Genomic DNA, 21,495 nt, shown 5'->3' with positions numbered 1-21,495 from the left:
GCTCAGAAGTCGTAGCGTCCAGTCATCCCAAGGGTTCTCGGTGTGCCCGCCAGGCCTTCATAACCCCCATTGGCGGCGCTCCAGAGGGTGGTGTAGTACGTCTTGTCGAAGGCGTTTTTCAGCCACAACGAAACATCCCATTGCCCCTGGCCCAGGTCGCCACGCAAACCGGTAGAGAAATTGACGACGGCATAGCTGGGAATCTGCGCGAAGTCGGAGTCCTCGACCGTGCCCACTGCCTTGGAGCGGAATGCGTAACTGGCAGTGACGTAGGGCTGCAGGCCGTTATCCAGGTCCCACTGGTATTGGCCGTTGGCATTGCCGATCCACTTCGAGGCGCCGACTACCTGATGGCCGGACAAATCACAGGCGGCAGGAGCGCCTGTCTGCAGGGCGACCTCCGGTGCGCACGGCGCGTCTTTGTAGGAGAGGTACCGAACATCGTTGTAGGAGCCGTTCAGGTTCAGTGTCAGGCCACGAATCGGCACCAAGGTACTTTCCACTTCCACCCCACGCGAGCGCACCGAGCCGGCGTTGGTCAGGTATTGCACGCGGTTGGCTTCGTCGTAGGCGTTGGTCTGGTAGCCATGTACCTCGGTCCAGAACAGGTTGGCGTTAAGTTGCAGGCGGCGATCCCAGAGGGTGCTCTTGAGACCGAGCTCGGCATTGTTGGCGCGCTCGGTACCGACCAGCAGCGAATCGGCGCCTGCCACCGGCGCGGTCGCTACCGCCAGGTTGACCCCACCGGACTTCTCGCCATGGGACAAGGTGGCGTAGCCGAGAAGATCCTCGGTAAAGCGATAACTCAGGTTTAGCAGCCCGGATGGGCTTGAGCTGTACTGGTTGAGATCGCCCGAGTTATAGGCACCCACCCGGCCCTGGCGGGCAGCTGCTGCCGCACCGGTCACATCAGCGCCACCCACGGGTGCGTCACGATTGACCCAGGCACTTTTTTCTTCATAGGTGCCCCGTACGCCAGCGGTAAAGTCCAGGCGCTCGGTAAGGTGCCAAGTGCCCTGGGCAAACAAAGCAAAGCTGTCGGTCTTGATATGGCCCTTGCCGAGGGTGGTGACATTGGCCAGGGCGCCTGCCGGCGTACCGTTCCAGATGTCCGCTTGCGGCCCGTAATAGACAAAGGAGTTGTTATCCAGATCGGAGCCGAAGTAATACGCGCCCAGTACATAGTCGAAGAAGCCACCGGTGGGCGACGCCAGGCGAAACTCCTGCGAGTACTGTTTGTCGCGAACGGACACCCCGGAATTGTATGCTGCAGGCACATTCAGGCCTTCGTCGTTGCGCGGGGTGAAATCCCACCATCGGTAGGAACTGACCGAGGTCAGGGTGAAGTCGTTGTCCAGGGTCCAGTTCGCCTCCAACGAGGTGCCGCCCTGGAACACCGTTACCTGTTGGTCACTGTCGAGGTTGACCTTGCGCTTGCTGCCGTCGATCAGCGTTGCACCTGCCGCCTTGGCCCGCGCTTCGTAACGGTTGACGCCATTGATGGTCGGCCCGGTGCTGTACAGCAAACGGGTGCCGGCACTGGAGTCTTCTTCGTTGTAATCGCCAATCCAGCGTAGATTGAACTGCTCGTTGGGCTTGTACAGCAACTGACCACGAAAGCCCTGGCGTGAGCCGCCATTGAGAGTGTGGCCATCATATTCGTTCTTGATGTCGCCATCACTGCGGGTGCGGTAGGCCGAGATTCGTCCAGCCAGCTCATCACTCAATGGCCCGGACAAGGTGCCCTTGGTCTGGAAGTAGCCATCCTCGCCCACCGAAGTTTCAATGCTGCGCTCCGGGGTGAAGCTGGGTGCACGAGTACTGATGTTGATGACCCCCGCGGTAGTGTTCTTGCCGAACAAGGTGCCTTGCGGGCCTCGCAGCACCTCAAGCTGCTCGATGTCCATGAGGTCGAACACCGCCATGCCCGGGCGCCCGAGGTAAACGTTGTCCAGGTACAGGCCCACGCTGCCTTCCAGGCCATCGCTTGCAGGATTGTTGCCTAGGCCGCGAATCGACACGCTGGACTGGCGAGCATGCATGTAGGCGACGTTGACGCTCGGCACCAGTTGCTGCAAATCCTGAATACGGTACACACGCTGGCTTTCCAACGCCTGGCCGTCGAGAACGCTCATGGGTGTCGGCACGTCCTGCGCACTTTCTTCGCGGCGCCGGGCGGTTACGGTGACAGTCTTGAGCTGGCTGTCACTGGCTTTCACGGCAGTGGTTGGCGTCTCAGAGGCCTGGGCCGGCAACCAGTGCGCGCTACTGGCCAGCAGCAGTGCAAGGGGCAGGCGCTGAAGCCGTCGTGACGAAAGCGGTACAAGGCGATGGGACGGGCTCATGGGCGGCTCCTGGCCAGAAAATACATATTCCTGACGGCTATTTACTTATGGATTTAAATAGTTATTTCGAATAAGAGAATGCCTTTATAAGGAGTCCGACACAGGCGGGGCAAATGCCTTTGGCCGATATTTTTCATGAGCAAAATGCATGGCAGACAGGCGCACGAAAGCGTTCGGCAAGCGAAGTGCCGAGTGTTGGAGCAGGGGGAGTTTTACCGCGCGGAAATGACGCAGGAGCCAGCCTTGCTGGCGATCAGATCCGCGCGGTGTCAGGTGCGCGGTGTCTGGATCGCTGGCAAGGCCAACTCCTGCATATTTCTCAGAGAGAGGGTGTTAGATGTTGGCGACTTTCTGCCAAACCTTGGGCTTGAAGAACAACGTCTCGCCGCGCGCCAGGCCACTCAGGCTGTCATGATCCTTGACCACCTCGGCTTCGATCAGCTCGCTCTGCCCTTCGACTTTCAACGTCACCCGAGTCGTTGCACCCAATGGACGAATATCACGTACTTCAGCTGCGTGATGCCCTTCGACTTCATGGCGCGACAGCGACACTTCGTGGGGCCGGAACAAAACGTGGTTGCCTTCACTTAGGTGCAGACGGTTGGAATCACCAAGGAAGTGGTAAACGAAATCACTGGCCGGGTTCTCGTAGACATCACCCGGTGACCCGATCTGTTCGATTACGCCCTTGTTCATCACCACGATACGGTCGGCGACTTCCATGGCCTCTTCCTGGTCGTGTGTCACGAACACCGAGGTCAAGTTGATGTCTTCGTGCAGGCGCGCCAGCCAGCGGCGCAGCTCTTTACGTACCTTGGCGTCGAGCGCACCGAAAGGTTCGTCGAGCAGCAGTACTTTGGGCTCTACCGCCAGGGCGCGTGCCAGGGCGATACGTTGGCGCTGGCCACCGGAAAGCTGTTCAGGGTAACGATCGCTGAGCCAGTCCAGCTGGACCATGTTCAGCAACTCGTGAACCTTCTCGGCAATTTTGCTCTCGCTCGGACGCTCCCCCTTGGGCTTCATGCGCAGACCAAAGGCGACGTTGTCGAACACACTCATGTGGCGAAACAACGCGTAGTGCTGGAACACAAAGCCGACGTTACGATCACGCACGTCGTGCCCGGAGACATCTTCACCATGGAACACGATGCTGCCTTGATCCGGCGTTTCCAGCCCAGCGATGATCCGCAGCAACGTGGTTTTGCCGCAGCCCGACGGACCCAGCAGCGCCACCAGCTCGCCGCTGTGGATATCCAGGTTGATGCTGTCCAGGGCCTGGAAAGCGTTGAAGCGCTTGCTGACATTACGAACTTCGATCGACATGAATTATTCCTCCGCGGCGCTATGGCGCAGGCGGTTAATGCGGGACTCGCTCCACTGCTTGAGCAGCAGGATGAAGAGCGCCAGGATCAGCAACAGGCTGGCCACGCTGAAAGCCGCGACATGGTTGTATTCGTTGTAAAGGATCTCGACATGCAGCGGCAAGGTGTTGGTCACCCCGCGAATGTGGCCGGAGACCACCGACACGGCACCGAACTCACCCATTGCTCGCGCAGTACAAAGCACCACGCCGTAGATCAGGCCCCATTTGATGTTAGGCAGCGTTACATGCCAGAACATCTGCCAGCCATTGGCACCCAGCAGGCGCGCAGCCTCTTCTTCCTGGGTTCCCTGCTCCTGCATCAACGGGATCAGTTCACGGGCAACGAAGGGCACGGTGACGAAGATGGTTGCCAGCACAATGCCCGGCAAGGCAAACACGATCTGGATGTCATGGTCTTGCAACCACGGCCCGAAAAAGCCTTGGGCACCAAACATCAACACATAGACCAGACCGGCAATGACCGGCGATACCGAAAATGGCAAGTCGATCAGCGTTACCAGGATGCTCTTGCCGCGAAAGGTGTACTTGCTCACACACCAGGCAGCGCTGACGCCAAACACCAAGTTCAACGGCACCGAGATGGCCACGGCAATCAGCGTCAGTTTCAACGCCGACAATGCGTCAGGCTCGAAGATCGCCTCAAAGAAGGTTCCCAAACCCATTTTCAGGCCTTGGGATACCACAATAATCAGCGGCAACAAGAGGAACAGGGCAAATACCAACCAGCCGAGGCTGATCAGAATTCGCCGCGATATAGAACTGCCACGGCGAGCGGCATTGGCCGAAGCGGCTGCGCCAAGAGTAGATGCAGACATGGACGTGGCCTCCTTCAAGGGGTTTCGATGCGCCGCTGCAGCAAGTTGATCAGCAGCAACAGAATGAAGGAAACCACCAGCATCATCACGCCGATGGCGGTAGCGCCGGTGTAGTCGTACTGGTCAAGCTTGACCATGATCAGCAGCGGCAGAATCTCGGTTTTCATCGGCATGTTGCCGGCGATGAAAATCACCGAGCCGTACTCACCGACACCGCGTGCAAACGCCAGGGCAAAACCGGTCAGCCAGGCGGGCAATAGTGCCGGCAACAGCACATAGCGAAACACCTGCAGCGGTTTGGCACCCAAGCAGGCAGCCGCTTCTTCGACTTCCCGAGGAATGTCTGCTAGCACCGGCTGCACCGTGCGTACCACGAACGGCAAGGTAACAAAGGTCAATGCCAGGGTAATGCCCAATGGGGTGTAGGCAATCTTGAAGCCCAGATCGGTGGCGAACTGCCCGACCAGGCCTGCAGGGGCATACAACGCGGTCAGGGCAATACCGGCCACGGCAGTCGGCAGCGCGAACGGCAAGTCGATCATCGCCTCGATGATCTTGCGGCCCGGGAAGGTGTACCGCACCAGAACCCAAGCCAACAACGTGCCGATGATGCCGTTGATGATGGCAGCGAAGAGGGCAGTGCCAAAGCTCAGCTTGAGTGCAGCGATTACTCGCGGCGCACTGATGATGGCCCAGAACTGCTCCCAGGTGAGCTGGGCGGCATGTACAAACATGGCCCCCAGCGGTATGAGCACAATCAGACTGAGGTACACCAAGGTGTAACCCAGCGTCAGCCCGAAGCCGGGTATGACGGGGGAGATACGACGTGACATAAAGGTCCCTGGTTGAACGCACGAGGCCCGGGACAGATCCCGGGCCCATGCTAGCTACTGAACGGCGACTATCCTATCGGCCACGTTTCACTGCGCGGTGTAGATCTGGTCGAACACGCCACCATCATTGAAAAACTTGGGTTGGGCAGTTTTCCAGCCGCCGAAGTCTTTGTCGATAGTTACCAGGTCCAGTTTGGGGAACTGCTTGGCGTATTCGGCGGCGACTTTCTCATCACGCGGACGATAGAAGTTCTTTGCGGCGATGGTCTGCCCGGCTGGGCTGTACAGATGCTTGAGGTATTCCTCGGCAATTTTCTCGTTGCCCTTCTTCTCGGCGTTCTTGTCGACTACGGCCACAGGTGGCTCGGCGAGAATTGAAAGCGACGGTACGACGATGTCGAACTTGTCAGCGCCGCCGTCTTCCTTGAGCGCCAGGAAGGCTTCATTTTCCCAGGCCAGCAACACGTCGCCTTGACCGTTGTTGACGAAGGTGATGGTCGAGCCACGGGCGCCGGTGTCGAGTACCGGTACATGTTGGAACAACTGCTTCACGTATTCCTGGGCCTTGGCTTCGCTGCCGCCGGCTTTTAGGCCATAGGCCCAGGCGGCGAGGAAGTTCCAGCGAGCGCCGCCGGAAGTTTTCGGGTTAGGGGTAATCACCGACACGTCTTTCTTGATCAGATCACCCCAGTCCTTGATGCCCTTGGGGTTGCCCTTGCGCACCAGAAACACGATGGTCGAGGTGTACGGAGTGCTGGCATCAGGCAGGCGTTTCTGCCAGCTGTCTGGCAGGGCCTTGCCCAGCTTGGCCACTTCGTCGATGTCGCCGGCCAGCGCTAGGGTCACCACATCGGCACGCAGACCATCGATCACTGCTCGAGCCTGCTTGCCCGAGCCGCCGTGGGACTGCTGGATCTTCACCTTGTCGTCCGGGTGAGCCTGTTGCCAGTGCTTGATGAACTCAGCGTTGTACTCCTGATACAGCTCACGAGTCGGATCGTAGGAAACGTTCAACAACTCGTAATCCTTGGCGATAGCAGAACCGGCAAAAACGGCGCTGGCGAGTGCTGCCAGGGCATAACGGCGGATTGACATGGTGAAGCTCCCGATTGGCGTATTTTTCTAATTAGGCGGCGCATTCATCGCGGGCAAGCCCGCTCCCACAGGTATCAGCTGGGCTTGTTGCCGGGGTTCTGCAGGCGGAACTTTTCCTTGCGTTCTATCTGCACGACCTGGGCGTTGTGCACGGTAATTTCCACCGCGCCGAAGCGCAGGTCGCGCAGCGCGCTCTGAATTTCGCGCAGAATGGTGGCTTCGTCCTGACCGTCAACGCTACGCAGAGATGCGCTCATGCTCGTGCTCCTATGAATAAAGGGAACCGTGCAGTTGCGTAACAGAGGGCGACTGCGCCTGGCTTGAGGGCAATCTTAGGGGGGCGTGATTATTCTTAAAAATACTATTTAAGAATTTTTATATAACTAAAACACCTTTAGGCGGGGGATTGCCCCGCCATTGGGCCAGTCATTGCCAACGCAATTGCTGCGCCGGAACCGGTCGTCCAAACCAGTAGCCCTGCCCCAGCAGGCATTGATGCTCCAGCAGGAACTGCGCTTGCTCGGCCTGCTCGATACCTTCGGCAAGTACTTGCATACCCATGCTGTTGCCCAATGCGATGATCACCCGGACAATCGCCGCATCATCCTCATCGCAAGGCAAGCCCGCCACAAAGCCTTGGTCGATCTTGAGCTTCTGTACTGGCAAGCGCTTGAGCCGCAGCAGTGAAGAGTAACCGGTGCCGAAGTCATCGATGGCCAGCCGTAGCCCCAACTCACGTAGGCGGTGCAATTGCTCCAGGGCGACTTCGGGATTTTCCATTACCGCACTTTCGGTTACTTCCAGCTCCAACATGGCTGGAGCCAGACCGGTTTCATGCAGGACCTTGGCCACTTGCAGGTAGAGGTCCCGATGCCCAAACAAGCGGCTGGATATATTCACCGCGACGAATTGTATCGGTCTCCCGTTTGCCTGCCACTGCACCATCTGTGAACAAGCCTGTTGCAACACCCAGGTATCGATCTCGGCAATCAGCCCTGTGCGCTCGGCAATGGGAATGAACTCACCCGGCGCAACCAATCCGCGCTGCGGGTGCTGCCAACGCACTAACGCTTCAACGCCGACCATCGCACCGCTGCTCAGCTCGTGCACAGGCTGGTAATAAACCCGAAGCTCCTCGTGCTCCAGCGCCCTGCGTAGCTCACCCGCAGTCTCGACTCGCTGCTGGGCATGGGCGGTCAGTTCTTCGGTGTATAGCGCATAATCCGCACGACCACTGGACTTGGCCTTGAACAACGCCGAGTCAGCATTGCGCAAAAGCTGTTCTGCGCTCAGTGCATCACTTGGAAACAGGCTGATGCCAATGCTGACACTGACAAACAGACTCTGGTTCTCGACTTCGAAGGGCTGCTTCATTACGTCGATAATGCTTTGCGCCAATGCTGCAGCCTGCCCGACCTGCGGGCATTGCTCGGTAAGCACGGCAAACTCGTCGCCCCCCAGGCGCGCCAGGGTCACGCCGCTGCCCAGTAGCGTCTTGAGGCGCTCACCTACGAGCTTGAGCAACTGGTCGCCTACATTGTGTCCAAGGCCGTCGTTGATGCTCTGGAAGTGGTCCAGATCCAGCAGCAGCAAGGCACACCCGCGCTTGTTGGCCTGGGCTGCGGTCAGCGCCTGCTCGGCGCGATCGTTGAACAGTATACGGTTGGGCAAATCGGTGAGCGGGTCATGATGGGCCAGGTAAGCCAGTTCGCGCTCGGAGTGCTTGATCGCACTGATATCACTGAACACCGCGACGTAGTGACTGAGTTCTCCGCTGTCGTCGTGAATGGCGCAGATGGTCTGCCATTGCGGATACACCTCACCACTCTTGCGCCGGTTCCAGATTTCTCCGCTCCACTCGCCCTTTTCAGTCAGCGTCGAATAGATCTCCTGGTAGAACTCCGGTGCATGGCGGCCTGATTTGAACTTGCTCGGTCGCTGGCCAAGAACCTCGTCCTTTTCGTAGCCGGTAATGCGCATGAACGCGCGATTCACGTGCACGATCACACCTTGCCGATCAGTCACCAGCACACCTTCAAGGGTACTGTCGAACACCGCTGCGGCCATGCGTAGCCGCTCCCGGTCCTCGCGGCGCAAGCGCGCACCAAGACCAATGAAACTCAACAAGCGCGCACGAGAAGTAAAAATCAGCAACGCACTGCACAGCACCCAGACATGCGCACTGAACAACTGCCAGCGCGCCAGTTGCACCGGCTCATCGAAAACGCTGCCCAACACCTGATCAGAAAGCGCCAGCCAGAGCACGGACAACACCAGATAAAGCGCAGCCATGCGCATGGCGTCTCGAACGGAAGCAGACATAAGATCCTGACAAGCCCACAAAAAATAATGGGGGATTATAGGGTAGAAACATCCCGTGACCTCCTATCTAAAAGGCCGACTGGTTTTATTTGTCGGTGCAGGGATAATGCTTGCGCTGTTCCCTAAGTTTTCGAGGGCCCCATCGCCTATGTGGTACCAAGGTTTGCTCAACTTGTCGGCTTGGCAACTGCTGGCAGTTACCCTGGTCATGACCCACGTGACCATCGTCAGTGTCACGGTCTACCTGCACCGATACTCAGCCCACCGTTCGCTGGAATTGAACGCCGGGCTCAAGCACTTTTTCCGTTTCTGGCTGTGGTTGACCACCGCGCAGAACACCCGCGAATGGACTGCCATCCACCGCAAGCATCACGCCAAGTGCGAAACCGTCGACGATCCGCACAGCCCGGTGATCCTGGGGCTGTCCACCGTGCTGCGCAAGGGTGCCGAACTGTATCGCAAAGAAGCGACCAACCCGGAAACCCTGCGCATCTACGGCAAGAACTGCCCTGAGGACTGGATCGAGCGCAACCTCTACTCGCGCTACAAGCTGGGCGGCATCGCCTTGATGGCGGTTATCGACCTGCTGCTGTTCGGCACCATCGGCATCACCATCTGGGCGGTGCAGATGATGTGGATTCCATTCTGGGCAGCCGGCGTCATCAATGGTCTTGGCCATGCCGTGGGCTACCGCAACTTCGAGTGCCGCGACGCCGCCACCAATCTGGTGCCCTGGGGCATCATCGTCGGCGGTGAAGAACTGCACAACAATCACCACACCTACCCGAACTCGGCCAAGCTGTCGGTCAAACGTTGGGAGTTCGACATGGGCTGGGCATGGATCAAGCTGTTCTGCTTCCTGCGCCTGGCCAAGGTGCAGCGCGTTGCGCCTATCGCCCACCGCGTCGAAGGCAAGGGCCAGCTGGACATGGACACGGCAATGGCGATCCTCAACAACCGCTTCCAGATCATGGCCCAGTACCGCAAGCTGGTAATCGCGCCCCTGGTCAAACAGGAACTGGCGCGGGTCGATGATTCGGTTCGCCATCAGTTCCGTCGCGCCAAGCGCCTGTTGTCACGAGAAACCAGCTTGCTGGAAGACCGTCATCACGCCCGTATCCAGACCATGTTCGAGCACAGCCAGGCACTCAAGACCATCTACGAGAAACGCCTGGCCCTGCAGCAAATCTGGCTGCGCACCAGCGCCAACGGTCACGACATGCTGGCGGCCATGAAAGACTGGGTACACGAGGCCGAAGCCAGCGGTATCCAGTCGCTGCGCGACTTCGCCGCCCAGCTCAAAACCTACTCCCTGCGCCCCGCCTTGAGCTAACGCCGTTGATCGGCGCGCCCCACTGCGGGGCGCGCCTGTCGGAACTTCACCGCTTATTTTCACTCTGACTGGCACTACGCCCCTGCGGCGGGCCAGGTCATGGCCGCCCGCCTCTGTGTGAGAAGTTCCGCGCAAATGGTCAATAAGAAACCGTTGTCTCAACCCCACAGCACACCCCCTGAACTCGCCCAGACGCTCCTGGCACTCATGCATGCACAAGGCGAAGTGGCGCGCTTGAGCGAACGAGAACAACTCTTCAGCTCGCTGCTCGACAGCGTCAATGCCGTGCTCTGGGCGTTCGACTGGGAATTGCGCCAGGTGCTTTACGTAAGCCCCGCGTACGAACGAATTTTTGGTCGTTCGGCAGGGCTGCTGCTGGCTGATTTCAACGAATGGCGCGACAGCATCTACCCTGACGACCTGGACTACGCCGAACGCAGCCTGGCCGAGGTGCTGGTCAAGGGTGCCGTGGAAGATCGCGAGTACCGCATCATCGATGCTGAAGGTCGTGTGCGCTGGATCAGCGACAAGTGCTTTATCAATCAACAGCCAGACAACAACGATCGACTGATAGTGGTTGGCATGGCTGAAGACATTACCGAGAAAAAACTACTTGAAGGCGAACTGCAACGCCTCGCCACCACCGACGTGCTGACCCAAAGCAGCAACCGCCGACACTTCTTCGACTGCGCCGAGCAAGCTTTCGAAACCGCTCGCCGGGAGCAAGCACCGTTGTCGTTCCTGTTACTGGATATCGATGATTTCAAGCAAATCAACGACACCTATGGCCATCAGGAAGGCGACGCGGTACTTCAGCGCATTGCCGACATTGGCAAGGCCGTGCTGCGCCGTGGTGACCTGTTTGGACGCATTGGTGGAGAAGAGTTTGCGGCGGTGTTTCCTGGCTGCAACCCGCAAATCGCCAAGCAGATTGCCGAGCGTTTGCAGCGGGAGATTCAGTGCTTGAGCTTCAGTTATGAAGACCAGGCGTTCGGCGTAACGGTTAGCCAGGGGCTGACGGGCATCACCGACCCAGACGCGTCACTGGACAGCCTCTTTGCACGAGCGGATGCGGCGATGTATCAGGCAAAGCGGCAGGGCAAGAATCAGATCGTGATTGGCTAGCCCCACCTTGAACAATGACCTCCCGCTGATTTCAGCCGCTCAAACTTTGCGCAAGCGCATCAGCTCGGGCATTCCTACCTTCAACAGCCGTGCCGTTCTGCTTTCAGCCAACGCCTCCAGGCCCTGGTCTGCCGGCAAGCGCGCCAGCTGCCCCGCCAGGTTCATTACCAAGGCTTCGCGCGAATACACACCGCCGCCCAGCTGGTAGATCGCAGCGATCAACTCGCGCAACTCCAGCGGCAAGCGCCAGCGAGTGCGAAGCGCCGATCCGAAAGCCGCGCCGTATTCATTGAGCGACAACTCGATGCCATCCTCATCCAGCTCCCCGCCGGACAACCGCCATTCCTGCAGGCAACGTAGCAACGCCAGATCCCCCAGGCAATGCAACAGACCTGCGCAGTAGCAACGTTCCTGGTCCAGCTCAAGCATGCGTGCCAGGGTGCGTGCGTATTCGGCAGCGTGCAATGACAGCGCCCAGAAGTGCTCGGCGTGTTGCGACAGCAAAGGGTCGCTGAGCTTGGCACTGCGCTTGAGTGTCAGCCCCAGAATCAGGTTCATGCTCTGGGTGGTGCCCAGCTTGTTCAGTGCCTGCAACAACGTTTGCACGGCGCCATCACGGTGCAACGCGGCGCTATTGGCTGCAGCGATCAGTACCGCAGTAATCTGCGGGTCATTACGGATTTCCTCTTCCAGCGTTTTCAGGTTGAGCCCCTGCGGGTTCAAGCTGCGCTTGATTGCCTGCTGCACGTCCGCCAGCAATGGTCCGCCATCTGCCGTAGCCCGGCGCCCTTCGAGAAAGCGTGGCAAGGTCATGCCTGGTTGCAACGGTGGCACCGGACAGGCGATTTGCTCCCCCACCTTGATCAACAGCTCTTCCAGCCGATGGCGCAGGGAATCCATATTCAGCGGTTTGCTCAGGTAAGCTGTGGGCGCGAATGGCAACGCCTCGCGCACGCTGGCACTGTCGCTACGGTTGCTCATGAGAATGAACGGCAACGCCGGTTGACGACCTTTTGCCCGTACGTTGCGCAGCAGATCAAGGCCATCGCCACCGGGCAATTCGCGTGCGGCAATAATCAGATCAGGTTGGCAGGATAGCGCTGCCAACGCTTGCGAGCCGTCGGCGCACACCTGCAGGCGCGCATCACAGCGCACACTCAAGAGCATCTGACTCAGCATCTCCCGCACCCAGGGGTCGCCTTCGGCAATCAGCACGCAAGGAGCCGTGGGGGGGGTGACAACGCTCATACTCAACTCTCCAATAATTCTCTACACGCAATCCAGCGCACCTTCCAGGGTGTCTCCTTGCAAGCAACCTTAGCTTCCTTGCATTCCTTTGGGCGAAAAAAAACCCGCCGAAGCGGGTTTTTCTTCTACTGCGTCACAGTTTACGCGAGTTCAGCAAAGCACTCTTCGATGATTGCCAGACCTTTGTCCAGTTGCTCATCAGGCGAGGTCAGTGGAACCAGAATACGCAGGACGTTGCCGTAGGTGCCGCACGACAGCAGGATCAGACCCTTGTCGCGAGCCTTGGCTACAACCGAGGCAACTGCAGCAGCGTTAGGGGTCAGGGTGCCGGCTTTTTCGACCACTTCAATGGCGATCATCGAGCCCAGGGCGCGCACTTCACCAATGATTGGGTGCTTGTCCTGAATCTTCTTCAGGCCAGCGACCAGACGCTCGCCAACAGCCTGGCTGCGCTCCAGCAGGTTTTCTTCTTCGAACACTTCCATTACGGCCAAGGCCGCGGCGCAAGCGATCGGGCTACCTGCGTAGGTGCCACCCAGGCCGCCTGGAGCGATAGCGTCCATGTACTCGGCCTTGCCGCAGACACCGGCCAGTGGGAAGCCACCAGCGATGGATTTGGCGAAGGTGGTCAGGTCTGGGGCAACACCCATTTGCTCCATGGCAAAGAAGGTGCCGGTACGGCCAGCGCCAGTCTGTACTTCGTCAGCAATCAGCAGAATGCCGTGCTGGTCGCACAGTGCGCGCAGACGCTTCATGAACTCTTTAGGCGCAACGTAGAAACCACCTTCGCCCTGTACTGGCTCCAGGATGATTGCGGCGATGTCGCGCGCTTCGGCGTCGTTCTTGAAGATGCGCTCGATCGAAGCGATCGAGTCATCAACGCTCACACCGTGCAGTTCGTTCGGGTACAGAGCACGGAAGATACCGCCTGGCATCAGGCCCATGCCCGCCGAGTATGGAACGACTTTGCCGGTCAGGCCCAGGGTCATCATGGTGCGACCATGGTAAGCGCCGGTGAAAGCGATCACGCCGGCACGGCCAGTAGCGGCGCGAGCGATCTTGATGGCGTTCTCAACAGCTTCGGAACCGGTGGTAACCAGCAGGGTTTTCTTGGCGAAGTCGCCTGGCACCAGTGCGTTGACCTTCTCGCAAACTTCTACGTACGGTTCGTACGCCAGAACCTGGAAGCAGGTGTGGGTCAGCTTGTGCAGTTGAGCTTCAACGGCAGCAATGATCTTCGGGTGCACGTGACCGGTGTTCAGTACCGCGATGCCGCCGGCAAAGTCGATGAACTCACGGCCTTCGACGTCAGTGACGGTGGCGTTTTTTGCCGACTCGGCGAAGATCGGGTGGATCTGGCCAACACCGCGTGGAACAGCGGCGACACGACGTTGCATCAAAGATTCGTTGGTCTTGCTCATAATGTCCTCAATTCGCCACACGCAGGGTGGCGCGATTCAAGTCAGAGTGGCCGGTATTCAACTGCAGGCAGCATGCGTTGATCGACTGCTGCAGGGGCCCAGGCCACTGGGTGTACGGTGTAAAAAGGCCAGCGAGACGTCGCTCTCGCGCCCCGCTGGCAGAGGTAAAGCCTTACGCTGCGATCAGATGCTGATGCACAGGTATTTGATTTCCAGGTAGTCCTCGATGCCGTACTTGGAACCTTCGCGGCCCAGGCCCGAGGCCTTGATACCGCCGAACGGCGAGACTTCATTGGAGATCAGACCGGTGTTGATACCAACCATGCCGTACTCCAGCGCTTCAGCGACACGGAACACACGGCTCATGTCACGGGCGTAGAAGTACGAGGCCAGACCAAACTCGGTGTCGTTGGACATGGCAATAACTTCAGCCTCGTCCTTGAAACGGAACAGGGGTGCCAGCGGGCCAAAGGTTTCTTCCTTGGCGACGGCGGCGTTGTTCGGCACGTTGATCAAAACGGTTGGCTCGAAGAAGTTACCGTCGATCAGCTTGCCGCCGGTCAGTACCTGGGCGCCTTTGCCAACTGCGTCGGCAATGTGCTCCTGGACCTTGGCAACAGCCTTGCCATCGATCAGCGGACCGGTAGTGGTGCCATCTTCCAGACCGTTACCGATTTTCAGCTTGGCTACAGCAGCCTTGAGCTTCTCGGCGAAAGCATCGTAGACGCCGTCCTGAACGTAGATACGGTTGGCGCAGACGCAAGTCTGGCCGTTGTTGCGGTACTTGGAGATGATCGCGCCTTCAACGGCCTTATCCAGGTCAGCATCGTCGAACACGATGAACGGTGCGTTACCGCCCAGCTCCAGGGAAACTTTCTTGATGTCCTTGGCGCATTCGGCCATTAGCTGGCGACCGATTTCGGTCGAGCCGGTGAAGGACAGCTTGCGCACGATAGGGTTGCCAGTCAGCTCGCTGCCGATATCGCCAGCACTACCGGTTACCACGCTCAGCACGCCAGCCGGAATACCGGCACGGTGGGCCAGCTCAACCAGGGCCAGGGCGGAGTACGGCGTTTGCGACGCAGGCTTGAGCACCATGGTGCAGCCAGCGGCCAGGGCCGGGCCGGCTTTACGGGTGATCATTGCCGCCGGGAAGTTCCACGGCGTGATCGCTGCGGTCACACCGATTGGCTGCTTGATAACGATCAGGCGCTTGTCTGGCTGATGGCCAGGAATGGTGTCACCGTAAACGCGCTTGGCTTCTTCAGCGAACCACTCGATGAAGGAAGCGGCATAGACGATTTCGCCCTTGGCTTCGGCCAGTGGCTTACCTTGCTCGGTGGTCATCAGGCGGGCCAGGTCTTCCTGGTGCTCGATCATCAATTCGAACCAACGACGCAGCTTGCCAGCACGTTCCTTGGCGGTCAGCGCACGCCAAGCCGGCAGCGCCTTGTCGGCGGCCTCGATGGCGCGACGGGTTTCGGCAGCGCCCATCTTCGGCACAGTGCCGATGATCTCGCCGGTAGCCGGGTTATTAACCTTGATGGTCTGACCGTTGTCCGCGTCCAACCACATGCCATCGATGAAGGCTTGCTGGCGGAACAACTGGGCGTCTTTAAGCTGCATGTCGGCTTCCTTAACGGCACCGTACAGACACGGCGCGAATTATTGATTGTAGAAAAAGGAGAGCGTTTGAAATCTCAAACGAATCCTAGGAGCAACGGGGAAAAAGGACAATAGGGTGTTCGAAAAAAAGAACAAAAAGCGCTATATGGCGACCTTTTTCAGATCAACGTTACCTTTAAGCCCCTGCGTGTGCAAAATCGAACACAGCCCGTTGCGGCGATGGACGCCGCCAGTCTAGATGGGTATCATGGCGCCCGCGTTGCACTCGTAGCTCAGCTGGATAGAGTACTGCCCTCCGAAGGCAATACTCCTCGAGTTGAGAAGGGTGACAGCTAGTGGTCAAATAGGCCGCCGCAACAATTACGCACCAGTAGCTCAGCTGGATAGAGTACCGCCCTCCGAAGGCGGGGGTCGTGGGTTCGAATCCCGCCTGGTGCGCCATATCTCCATGATTTAAAAGCCTTTCCCCTAAGGCTTTGCCGGTCCAGATCCTGGATTAGCTAATTCCCCAAAACTAATCGCCATGCCGATACTCAGCCAGTGGTGAGTACTGCCCGCAGCGCCGCTTTTCGACAATTTTCCGGGATGTGCCAATTCTGTGCCTAAACCGTGCCTTTAAGCTTGGCTGCCTATTTTGCGAGCGAGGGTTTTGAGTACTAGCCATAAACCGAGCTGCAGCCACCAGGCTCAGTTCCGTTATCGCATGGTTCGGCCATTTTGGGGCGGCGCTGCAGCCCCAGAACTGCTGGTCTGCTTTAGCCGTCACTGTAGATGCGCAGAGCGAATCCGGCCACCCTCAGGCAGCGCCAGCAGCGAAAGCCATAAATCACTCGTAGAGGTATGCCCAGCGCCCCAGCAGGGTTTTCGACTCGACCTGGTCATAATTCTGCTTTGGTAAGTAAACGAGTTGGTCCCAGTTCAAACCACTACGGCCAGTGCGCAGATCTACAGCTTGGTCGAGACCGCCAAGGTCAACGGCCAAGAGCCCTATACGTGGCTGTGCCACGTACTTGAGCGGTTGCCGCATGCCTCGTCGGTAGAGGACTATGAAGCGCTGCTGCCATGGAACTGCTCACCAGAGATGCCACGGTAAACCGAGACCCCGTCTGGCGGTAGGTGGGGTTCATGGATCGCATACCGAGCTGTTACGTCCCCAAGGCGCATAACCAAGCAGCGGGAATCCCCCCATGACCAAGCTTGGTGCTGCAGCGATGATTGCAGCAATAAAAAAGCGAGTTTTATGTTTCTGCATAAAGCCCCTATATAAAACTCAAAAAATAAAGCACACGCTACGCATAAAATGAACAAACATTACTCAGCCGACGAGTAAGCAATTGAATGCTGCACGTACGAGCTAACGCTTTCAAGATATTGCGCAAAGAAATCAAAGTATCGACTACCGCTTGGCAAAAGCACCACTATGTTTTCTTTTGCTCTAGTCAAACCAGTGTAAACAAGCTCCGGCCCATCCAGATCATTAACGATTACAAAGACCGTGGGTGATTCAAAACCTTTAAAGCTATGAAGAGTCGATAACTTCATCACGCCGCTATTCAGATTGAAACCTTGCTTACGGCTGGCGCTTAACTTGCGCAGCTCATTCTTTTCTTCCGCACGCCCAAGTCTTTTTCCGCGAACCCTCTCAATATCTTCCTTAGAAGCAAAGCTTGTAATCGTCCGCTCCTGATGACGAGTCCCCGTGCGGATTGCAAAATCGACCTCCCTCAGAAGGTCTTCCTTTGACGACACGATGGTAATGTCATTCGGGTGAATACATTCGCGCTTCGCAATAGCGACAATGAGCTCAGCAACATCAAGCAACCTGCCAGCTGACCATGTCCCTACGGTACTCAAGCTAATCCCTGGCAAAAAAGCGGTTTGCTGATAAGACTCATCCCCATCAAAAATATATTTCTCTGAAAGGAACTGTTTCTGAAAGGCAACAGACAACTGCAATACCGGAGAATCCTGCTTATATCTGAAGCTTTTAGACAGGCGCTGCCAGCGCCCAAAACCGGAGATTATGCTTGCTCTTTTTTCCTCATCAACAGCACGCTCATAGATATTCTGTTTCTCATCCGCAAAAAGAACCATCTCTCCATCTTCAGCCAGAAAATTCTTTCTTATGATTCGCTGCCACTCGGGCTTGTAGTCTTGAGCCTCATCAATGAGGATGGTCTTATACCTATCGATAGCATAATTATCTAAAATAGCTTCATTCGAATAATAATGCTCTTCAAGGTACGCGCTGGGGTCCACCAAGCCCTCCGGGGCCTTCACATCGATTCCAGCACTGCTTAGAGCCGCACTCATAAATTTGTGGTAATTGACAATATGGAAAGCGCCCCAGCTGAAGTCTTCGCGAACCTCACTAATTTTGTCTCTGATGAACATGCGAAGCGTCAGGTTGAAGGTGAGTATCAACACAGGCTCGCCGTGGCGCTTATGCGCGCTCACCGCGCGCTTCGCCAATACGGAGGTTTTGCCCGACCCTGCAACTCCGCACACCTTGGCCCTGGCGCCTTCAACACTCTCAGATAGCCGCGCCTGTGGCTTTGTGTAGAGGATGGGTTTTCCTTCATTGGCGTAATGAAATGGCGGCTGCAGAAGGCGCATGAGCTCTGCATATACGCCATCCTCGAACTGAGGATTTTGCTTACCACCTGCGAATGCAATTTTTTTCAGTGAGTCTCGCGTAACAGCTAGAGAGCCTACATCGCGCTCTAGCTGCTTTTTCTTGTTGGCAAGATAGAGCCGCTTCTTCTCATACGATTCATATCCGACTTTTTGCTCACGATATGACTTTTGGTTGGCATCCAATTCGTCTCGTAGCTCACATAGCGCAGGCTCATAAAACACTGAAACTTCACTCTTTTTAGCATTGTGAAAATACACATATACCTTTATCAGGCCATAAAAAGTTTCGCTGGCCATGCTTTTATCGAGCAGGCCATTTGTGTGCACCTCAAAAAGGTTTTTCTTGTAGGAGAATGCCTGAGCAAAAGGCGACCTCAGGAGAGTCTGATTTTTGAGCAGACGCCATTGGTTCTTCGTATCTACACTGTAGCTAGCAAGGTTCCAGTCCTTGACCTCCACAACAATAGCGCCGACCCCTTTTTTGATTATTACGATATCGGGACGTTCGCCGTTAAAGCAGGGCTGGAAATAAACCTCAGCTTCTGGATCAAAATTTTCTTTTAGATAAGCAAGTAAAAAAAGCTCGCCCTCTGTTGGCGGCTGCCTAGAAAGCTTTGCTTTTTCAATCTCTGGAATTATTTTAGCCAAGTCTTCACCACAACTACTTCAGCGGTAAAACAATAGACTCAGCGTCAGCCAGGTCACCTTCATCACCCAGATAGCGGCTATTCAGCTCAGCCACCCGACTTTCATCTAAGCATGCAACATCAGTGAGGTGGTCGCGTTGCGTATGATCTTCTGGTTCGACAAAACCCCGATCAAATCGCAAGCCCGCGCGTTGACTGAGCAGATAACGAGCATGAAAGTCTTGATCAAGCCCCTCAACTGACAGCATATAAATTCGTAATTTAATCTCTTGAGCCAAGTCACCGGAAAGCAGTCTTTCATAATCTGCCACATCGTGATTGGCGTGTCGCTTTGGCGTGCCTTTCGCGGTATATACAACCACTTCAGATAATTGATGCCCGTGTTCACGGCAAAGCTTGATCATGGCTTGCAATACCTTGCAGCACCGAGGCTTTGCCTCAAAATACGGATCAACCAACACAACACGATCAGAGCTTAACAACACATAGAGTGCTGCCTCAGCTAGTGCGTTAGCATTACGCTTAACCTGCACATCCCGACGATTTTCAAAGAGCGCCTCTTCAACCTCGGCTAGACAATGAAATCGCTCTGCATCGCGCTGATCCCGCACCAAGATTGCTGACAGACGCTCGCGCACACCATCTCGTTTGGCGTTGGCAATCCAATCGTCACCATCAAACGGCAGACCCATGCGCACCAGCCGGTCGCTCTGGGCTTGGCGAAGCTTCTCGACGATACGCGCCCGCTCCACTTCCCCCACGCCGCGACGCTCACAGGCCTCAATCACCAATCGGGGCCATGGCTTAGGAAAGCGTGCTATCAACAAACCCTTGCTATAGCCGAATTTCTCCAGTGCGTACTTCAAGTCTTTCCAGTTATCGATAGCCTCTGGCTCTATGGCGAATATGGCGTGCATCAGAACAGCTCCTCGCCACGCTCAGCGAAGAAACCATTGGGCCATCGGCTGGTGAACTCGCCATCGCGATCAATTTCGATACGCTTGGCCTTTACACCGCCTGCTGCCGTGTCGAGGTAGATGATTGAAACATCCTCAGGTGCCAGCGGCTTCAGGCCATCAGGCAGCTCACCCTCTGTGCTTTCGCGAATACGCCGCAAGATCCGCAAGATCAAATGTTCGCTATGGGTCTCGATCAGGAAGCTGCATTGGCGATTGGCCTGGGTGAGCAAATCACCTATGCCCACCTGAATTCGTGGATGCACATGCAGCTCTGGCTGCTCGCAGGTCACAAGCCCCTGGCGCGCCACTACAGCCGCCACAATCAGCGGAAACAACTGTGAAATCCCTACACCAACCTCGGAAAAGGCTACCTCGCACTGCCGCGCGTCATCCCACAGCGCCCATTGATTGCGCACCTGCTCAATAACGGCACCCTTAGGGGCAGCGCTATCAGGCGCTAGCTCCTGCAGAAGCGCTTTCAGCTTCTCCATGTCTATAGGCGCTTTCTGCTCTGACGGATTGCCGTCCTCATCAGCACCGCTGAAGCTGATTTCGAGCTTATCGCCATGCGTATCGAGCATGGCGCGCAACTCGCCCAGACTGTCGTCACCACCGGAATACACCACCTTGCTCAACACCGACTTTGCACGCAGTGAATAGCCCAGGCCGAAATGCCCCATCCACTGGTTAATCTCGGCCAGTAAGGCGGGCGCTTTGTGCTGGCGGCTGAGCGAGCTGACCACATCCCATGCAGCCGCGCCGCTGAACCAGTCTTTCTGCTCAGGGTAAGGATTAGGCTGGCGTAAGGCATCGGGCACCATGCGCAGCGGGCCGATGCACAGACTCTGATTAAGCAGTGTCAGCATGTTATCTAATGGAGCTACCAACACATCCGAGAGAACCTCATGCAGCCGTGTGGTGATACGCGAGTCGTAGTGCTCGACGGTGGTTTCCAATCGCTTGTCCAGCAGCGGTAAGGCGCCAGCAAAGCCTTTAAAGCCCAGCTCGGCATGGGCAAAGGTCATTTCAGGCATATGCCAGGAGTCGCGGCGACTGACCTGCTGGGTGGGTCGGTGCGCGTTTAACAGCTCGTGCAACGTACTCACAAAGCCTTCGGCTTCGCGCTCAGGGGCTTCGTCCATATCAAGCTCTGCAAGCAAGGCAGGGTGCTGGTAATTGAGCCAGGCCAGCATCGGCTGCTTCATACCGGCATCGCTGGTCAGTTCAGCGATCAGCGTATCGTCCAGCCACAGCTTGTAGCAGGCCACATAGGCGGTTTCGGCTGATTTAGACCAAGCGATATGCAACTCCACAGCAAAGCGAGAAGCATCGGCAGTTGGGCTGTCGACAGTGAGGCCAAAATCCTCGTTGATCAGCTCATACAACTGGTTGTAACTGGCGCCGATGCTGTCGTTTTTCGCGACATGAAGCTTTATGACAATGCGCTTATTCAGGTCACCGCCATTCACCAGACTGGCAAAGCCGCCGATGTGTTTTTCGCCCAGCACATCAATGCGCTGTGGGTCGCAGTGACCTTTGGCAAGGATTTGCTGCAGATAAAACAGCGCCTGCAGCACCGAGCTTTTGCCGACGCTATTAGGCCCAAACATCAAGGTTACCGGCGCAAGCGGGATAACCTGGGTGGCCTGAAAGGAACGAAAGTTGGTGAGGGCGATTTCTGTAATGCGCATGATTTTTATGCTCT

15 protein-coding genes, 1 tRNA gene and 1 pseudogene are annotated in these 21,495 nt (G+C 56.9%); 4 read left to right on the top strand and 13 right to left on the bottom strand.

Translation table 11 applies throughout. The features are described 5' to 3' along the window. Positions 1–2: 2 nt before the first annotated feature. From H8F21_RS06770 to dibA, 7 genes are all read right to left on the bottom strand, one after another. Positions 3–2,345 carry a TonB-dependent receptor gene (locus H8F21_RS06770; protein WP_203481044.1) on the bottom strand — a complete coding sequence of 781 codons (2,343 nt, stop codon included), beginning with the start codon at positions 2,343–2,345 and terminating at the stop codon, positions 3–5. 333 nt (positions 2,346–2,678) lie between these two features. Next, positions 2,679–3,668 carry a sulfate/molybdate ABC transporter ATP-binding protein gene (locus H8F21_RS06765; RefSeq protein ID WP_136473973.1) on the bottom strand — a complete coding sequence of 330 codons (990 nt, stop codon included), beginning with the start codon at positions 3,666–3,668 and terminating at the stop codon, positions 2,679–2,681. 3 nt (positions 3,669–3,671) lie between these two features. Further along, entirely contained in the window at positions 3,672–4,544 is an 873-nt protein-coding gene (gene cysW / locus H8F21_RS06760) for a sulfate ABC transporter permease subunit CysW (RefSeq protein WP_203481046.1), read from the bottom strand. A gap of 14 nt (positions 4,545–4,558) precedes the next feature. After that, on the bottom strand, positions 4,559–5,377 hold the full coding sequence (cysT, locus tag H8F21_RS06755; protein WP_136473971.1) for a sulfate ABC transporter permease subunit CysT: 819 nt from the start codon (positions 5,375–5,377) through the stop codon (positions 4,559–4,561). 87 nt (positions 5,378–5,464) lie between these two features. Next, positions 5,465–6,472, bottom strand: a complete 1,008-nt coding sequence (locus H8F21_RS06750; protein WP_203481048.1) for a sulfate ABC transporter substrate-binding protein — start codon at positions 6,470–6,472, stop codon at positions 5,465–5,467. Positions 6,473–6,546: 74 nt separating this feature from the next. After that, positions 6,547–6,729, bottom strand: a complete 183-nt coding sequence (oscA, locus tag H8F21_RS06745) for a sulfur starvation response protein OscA (protein WP_007941032.1) — start codon at positions 6,727–6,729, stop codon at positions 6,547–6,549. A gap of 169 nt (positions 6,730–6,898) precedes the next feature. Then, positions 6,899–8,794: a phosphodiesterase DibA gene (gene dibA, locus H8F21_RS06740; protein WP_203481050.1), complete on the bottom strand. Its 1,896-nt coding sequence runs from the start codon at positions 8,792–8,794 to the stop codon at positions 6,899–6,901. 148 nt (positions 8,795–8,942) lie between these two features. Between dibA and desA the strand changes: the two genes are divergently transcribed. Beyond that, a complete protein-coding gene (gene desA, locus H8F21_RS06735) occupies positions 8,943–10,127 on the top strand; it encodes a delta-9 fatty acid desaturase DesA (protein WP_203481051.1) in 1,185 nt (394 codons plus the stop codon). A 135-nt stretch (positions 10,128–10,262) separates the two neighbouring features. Then, positions 10,263–11,252, top strand: coding sequence for a GGDEF domain-containing protein (locus H8F21_RS06730; RefSeq protein ID WP_203481052.1), 990 nt, complete (start codon positions 10,263–10,265; stop codon positions 11,250–11,252). Between the two features lie 39 nt (positions 11,253–11,291). On the opposite strand, the gene H8F21_RS06725 is transcribed toward H8F21_RS06730, so the two are convergent. The 3 genes from H8F21_RS06725 to gabD form a co-directional block, all read right to left on the bottom strand. Continuing rightward, on the bottom strand, positions 11,292–12,500 hold the full coding sequence (locus H8F21_RS06725; RefSeq protein ID WP_203481053.1) for a response regulator: 1,209 nt from the start codon (positions 12,498–12,500) through the stop codon (positions 11,292–11,294). A 140-nt stretch (positions 12,501–12,640) separates the two neighbouring features. Continuing rightward, the gene (gene gabT, locus H8F21_RS06720; RefSeq protein ID WP_203481054.1) at positions 12,641–13,921 is read right to left on the bottom strand and encodes a 4-aminobutyrate--2-oxoglutarate transaminase; all 1,281 of its coding nucleotides are present in this window, start codon (positions 13,919–13,921) and stop codon (positions 12,641–12,643) included. A gap of 183 nt (positions 13,922–14,104) precedes the next feature. Continuing rightward, positions 14,105–15,547 (bottom strand): NADP-dependent succinate-semialdehyde dehydrogenase, encoded by a 1,443-nt coding sequence (gene gabD / locus H8F21_RS06715; protein WP_203481055.1) that lies wholly within the window; start codon positions 15,545–15,547, stop codon positions 14,105–14,107. A 364-nt stretch (positions 15,548–15,911) separates the two neighbouring features. Between gabD and H8F21_RS06710 the strand changes: the two genes are divergently transcribed. Continuing rightward, positions 15,912–15,988 (top strand) — tRNA-Arg (locus H8F21_RS06710). A gap of 487 nt (positions 15,989–16,475) precedes the next feature. Continuing rightward, positions 16,476–16,640 (top strand): annotated as a pseudogene (locus H8F21_RS06705) (transposase domain-containing protein); the annotation flags it as partial. Between the two features lie 218 nt (positions 16,641–16,858). Here H8F21_RS06705 and H8F21_RS06700 read toward each other — a convergent pair. From H8F21_RS06700 to H8F21_RS06690, 3 genes are read right to left on the bottom strand one after another with little or no spacing between them, the layout of a single operon-like run. Beyond that, positions 16,859–18,832, bottom strand: coding sequence for a nuclease-related domain-containing DEAD/DEAH box helicase (locus H8F21_RS06700; protein ID WP_203584168.1), 1,974 nt, complete (start codon positions 18,830–18,832; stop codon positions 16,859–16,861). A 13-nt stretch (positions 18,833–18,845) separates the two neighbouring features. After that, on the bottom strand, positions 18,846–19,748 hold the full coding sequence (locus tag H8F21_RS06695) for a hypothetical protein (RefSeq protein WP_150743106.1): 903 nt from the start codon (positions 19,746–19,748) through the stop codon (positions 18,846–18,848). Next, on the bottom strand, positions 19,748–21,481 hold the full coding sequence (locus H8F21_RS06690; protein WP_203584167.1) for an AAA family ATPase: 1,734 nt from the start codon (positions 21,479–21,481) through the stop codon (positions 19,748–19,750). Before H8F21_RS06690 ends, H8F21_RS06695 begins: the two co-directional genes overlap by 1 nt. Between the last annotated feature and the right edge of the window lie 14 nt (positions 21,482–21,495).

The sequence above is a fragment of the Pseudomonas arcuscaelestis genome (assembly GCF_016881005.1).
Taxonomy (GTDB): Bacteria; Pseudomonadota; Gammaproteobacteria; order Pseudomonadales; family Pseudomonadaceae; genus Aquipseudomonas; species Aquipseudomonas arcuscaelestis.
The sequence above is the reverse complement of the archived record's forward strand: the minus strand, read 5'-3'. Positions and strand labels throughout refer to the sequence as shown.

Coding starts and splice junctions, on each gene's coding strand:
- H8F21_RS06770 (WP_203481044.1), bottom strand. CDS start 2,345: ATGAGCCCGTCCCATCGCCTTGTACCGCTTTCGTCACGACGGCTTCAG.
- H8F21_RS06690 (WP_203584167.1), bottom strand. CDS start 21,481: ATGCGCATTACAGAAATCGCCCTCACCAACTTTCGTTCCTTTCAGGCC.
- dibA (WP_203481050.1), bottom strand. CDS start 8,794: ATGTCTGCTTCCGTTCGAGACGCCATGCGCATGGCTGCGCTTTATCTG.
- desA (WP_203481051.1), top strand. CDS start 8,943: ATGTGGTACCAAGGTTTGCTCAACTTGTCGGCTTGGCAACTGCTGGCA.
- gabT (WP_203481054.1), bottom strand. CDS start 13,921: ATGAGCAAGACCAACGAATCTTTGATGCAACGTCGTGTCGCCGCTGTT.
- cysW (WP_203481046.1), bottom strand. CDS start 4,544: ATGTCTGCATCTACTCTTGGCGCAGCCGCTTCGGCCAATGCCGCTCGC.
- gabD (WP_203481055.1), bottom strand. CDS start 15,547: ATGCAGCTTAAAGACGCCCAGTTGTTCCGCCAGCAAGCCTTCATCGAT.
- H8F21_RS06750 (WP_203481048.1), bottom strand. CDS start 6,472: ATGTCAATCCGCCGTTATGCCCTGGCAGCACTCGCCAGCGCCGTTTTT.
- H8F21_RS06725 (WP_203481053.1), bottom strand. CDS start 12,500: ATGAGCGTTGTCACCCCCCCCACGGCTCCTTGCGTGCTGATTGCCGAA.
- cysT (WP_136473971.1), bottom strand. CDS start 5,377: ATGTCACGTCGTATCTCCCCCGTCATACCCGGCTTCGGGCTGACGCTG.
- H8F21_RS06765 (WP_136473973.1), bottom strand. CDS start 3,668: ATGTCGATCGAAGTTCGTAATGTCAGCAAGCGCTTCAACGCTTTCCAG.
- oscA (WP_007941032.1), bottom strand. CDS start 6,729: ATGAGCGCATCTCTGCGTAGCGTTGACGGTCAGGACGAAGCCACCATT.
- H8F21_RS06695 (WP_150743106.1), bottom strand. CDS start 19,748: ATGCACGCCATATTCGCCATAGAGCCAGAGGCTATCGATAACTGGAAA.
- H8F21_RS06730 (WP_203481052.1), top strand. CDS start 10,263: ATGGTCAATAAGAAACCGTTGTCTCAACCCCACAGCACACCCCCTGAA.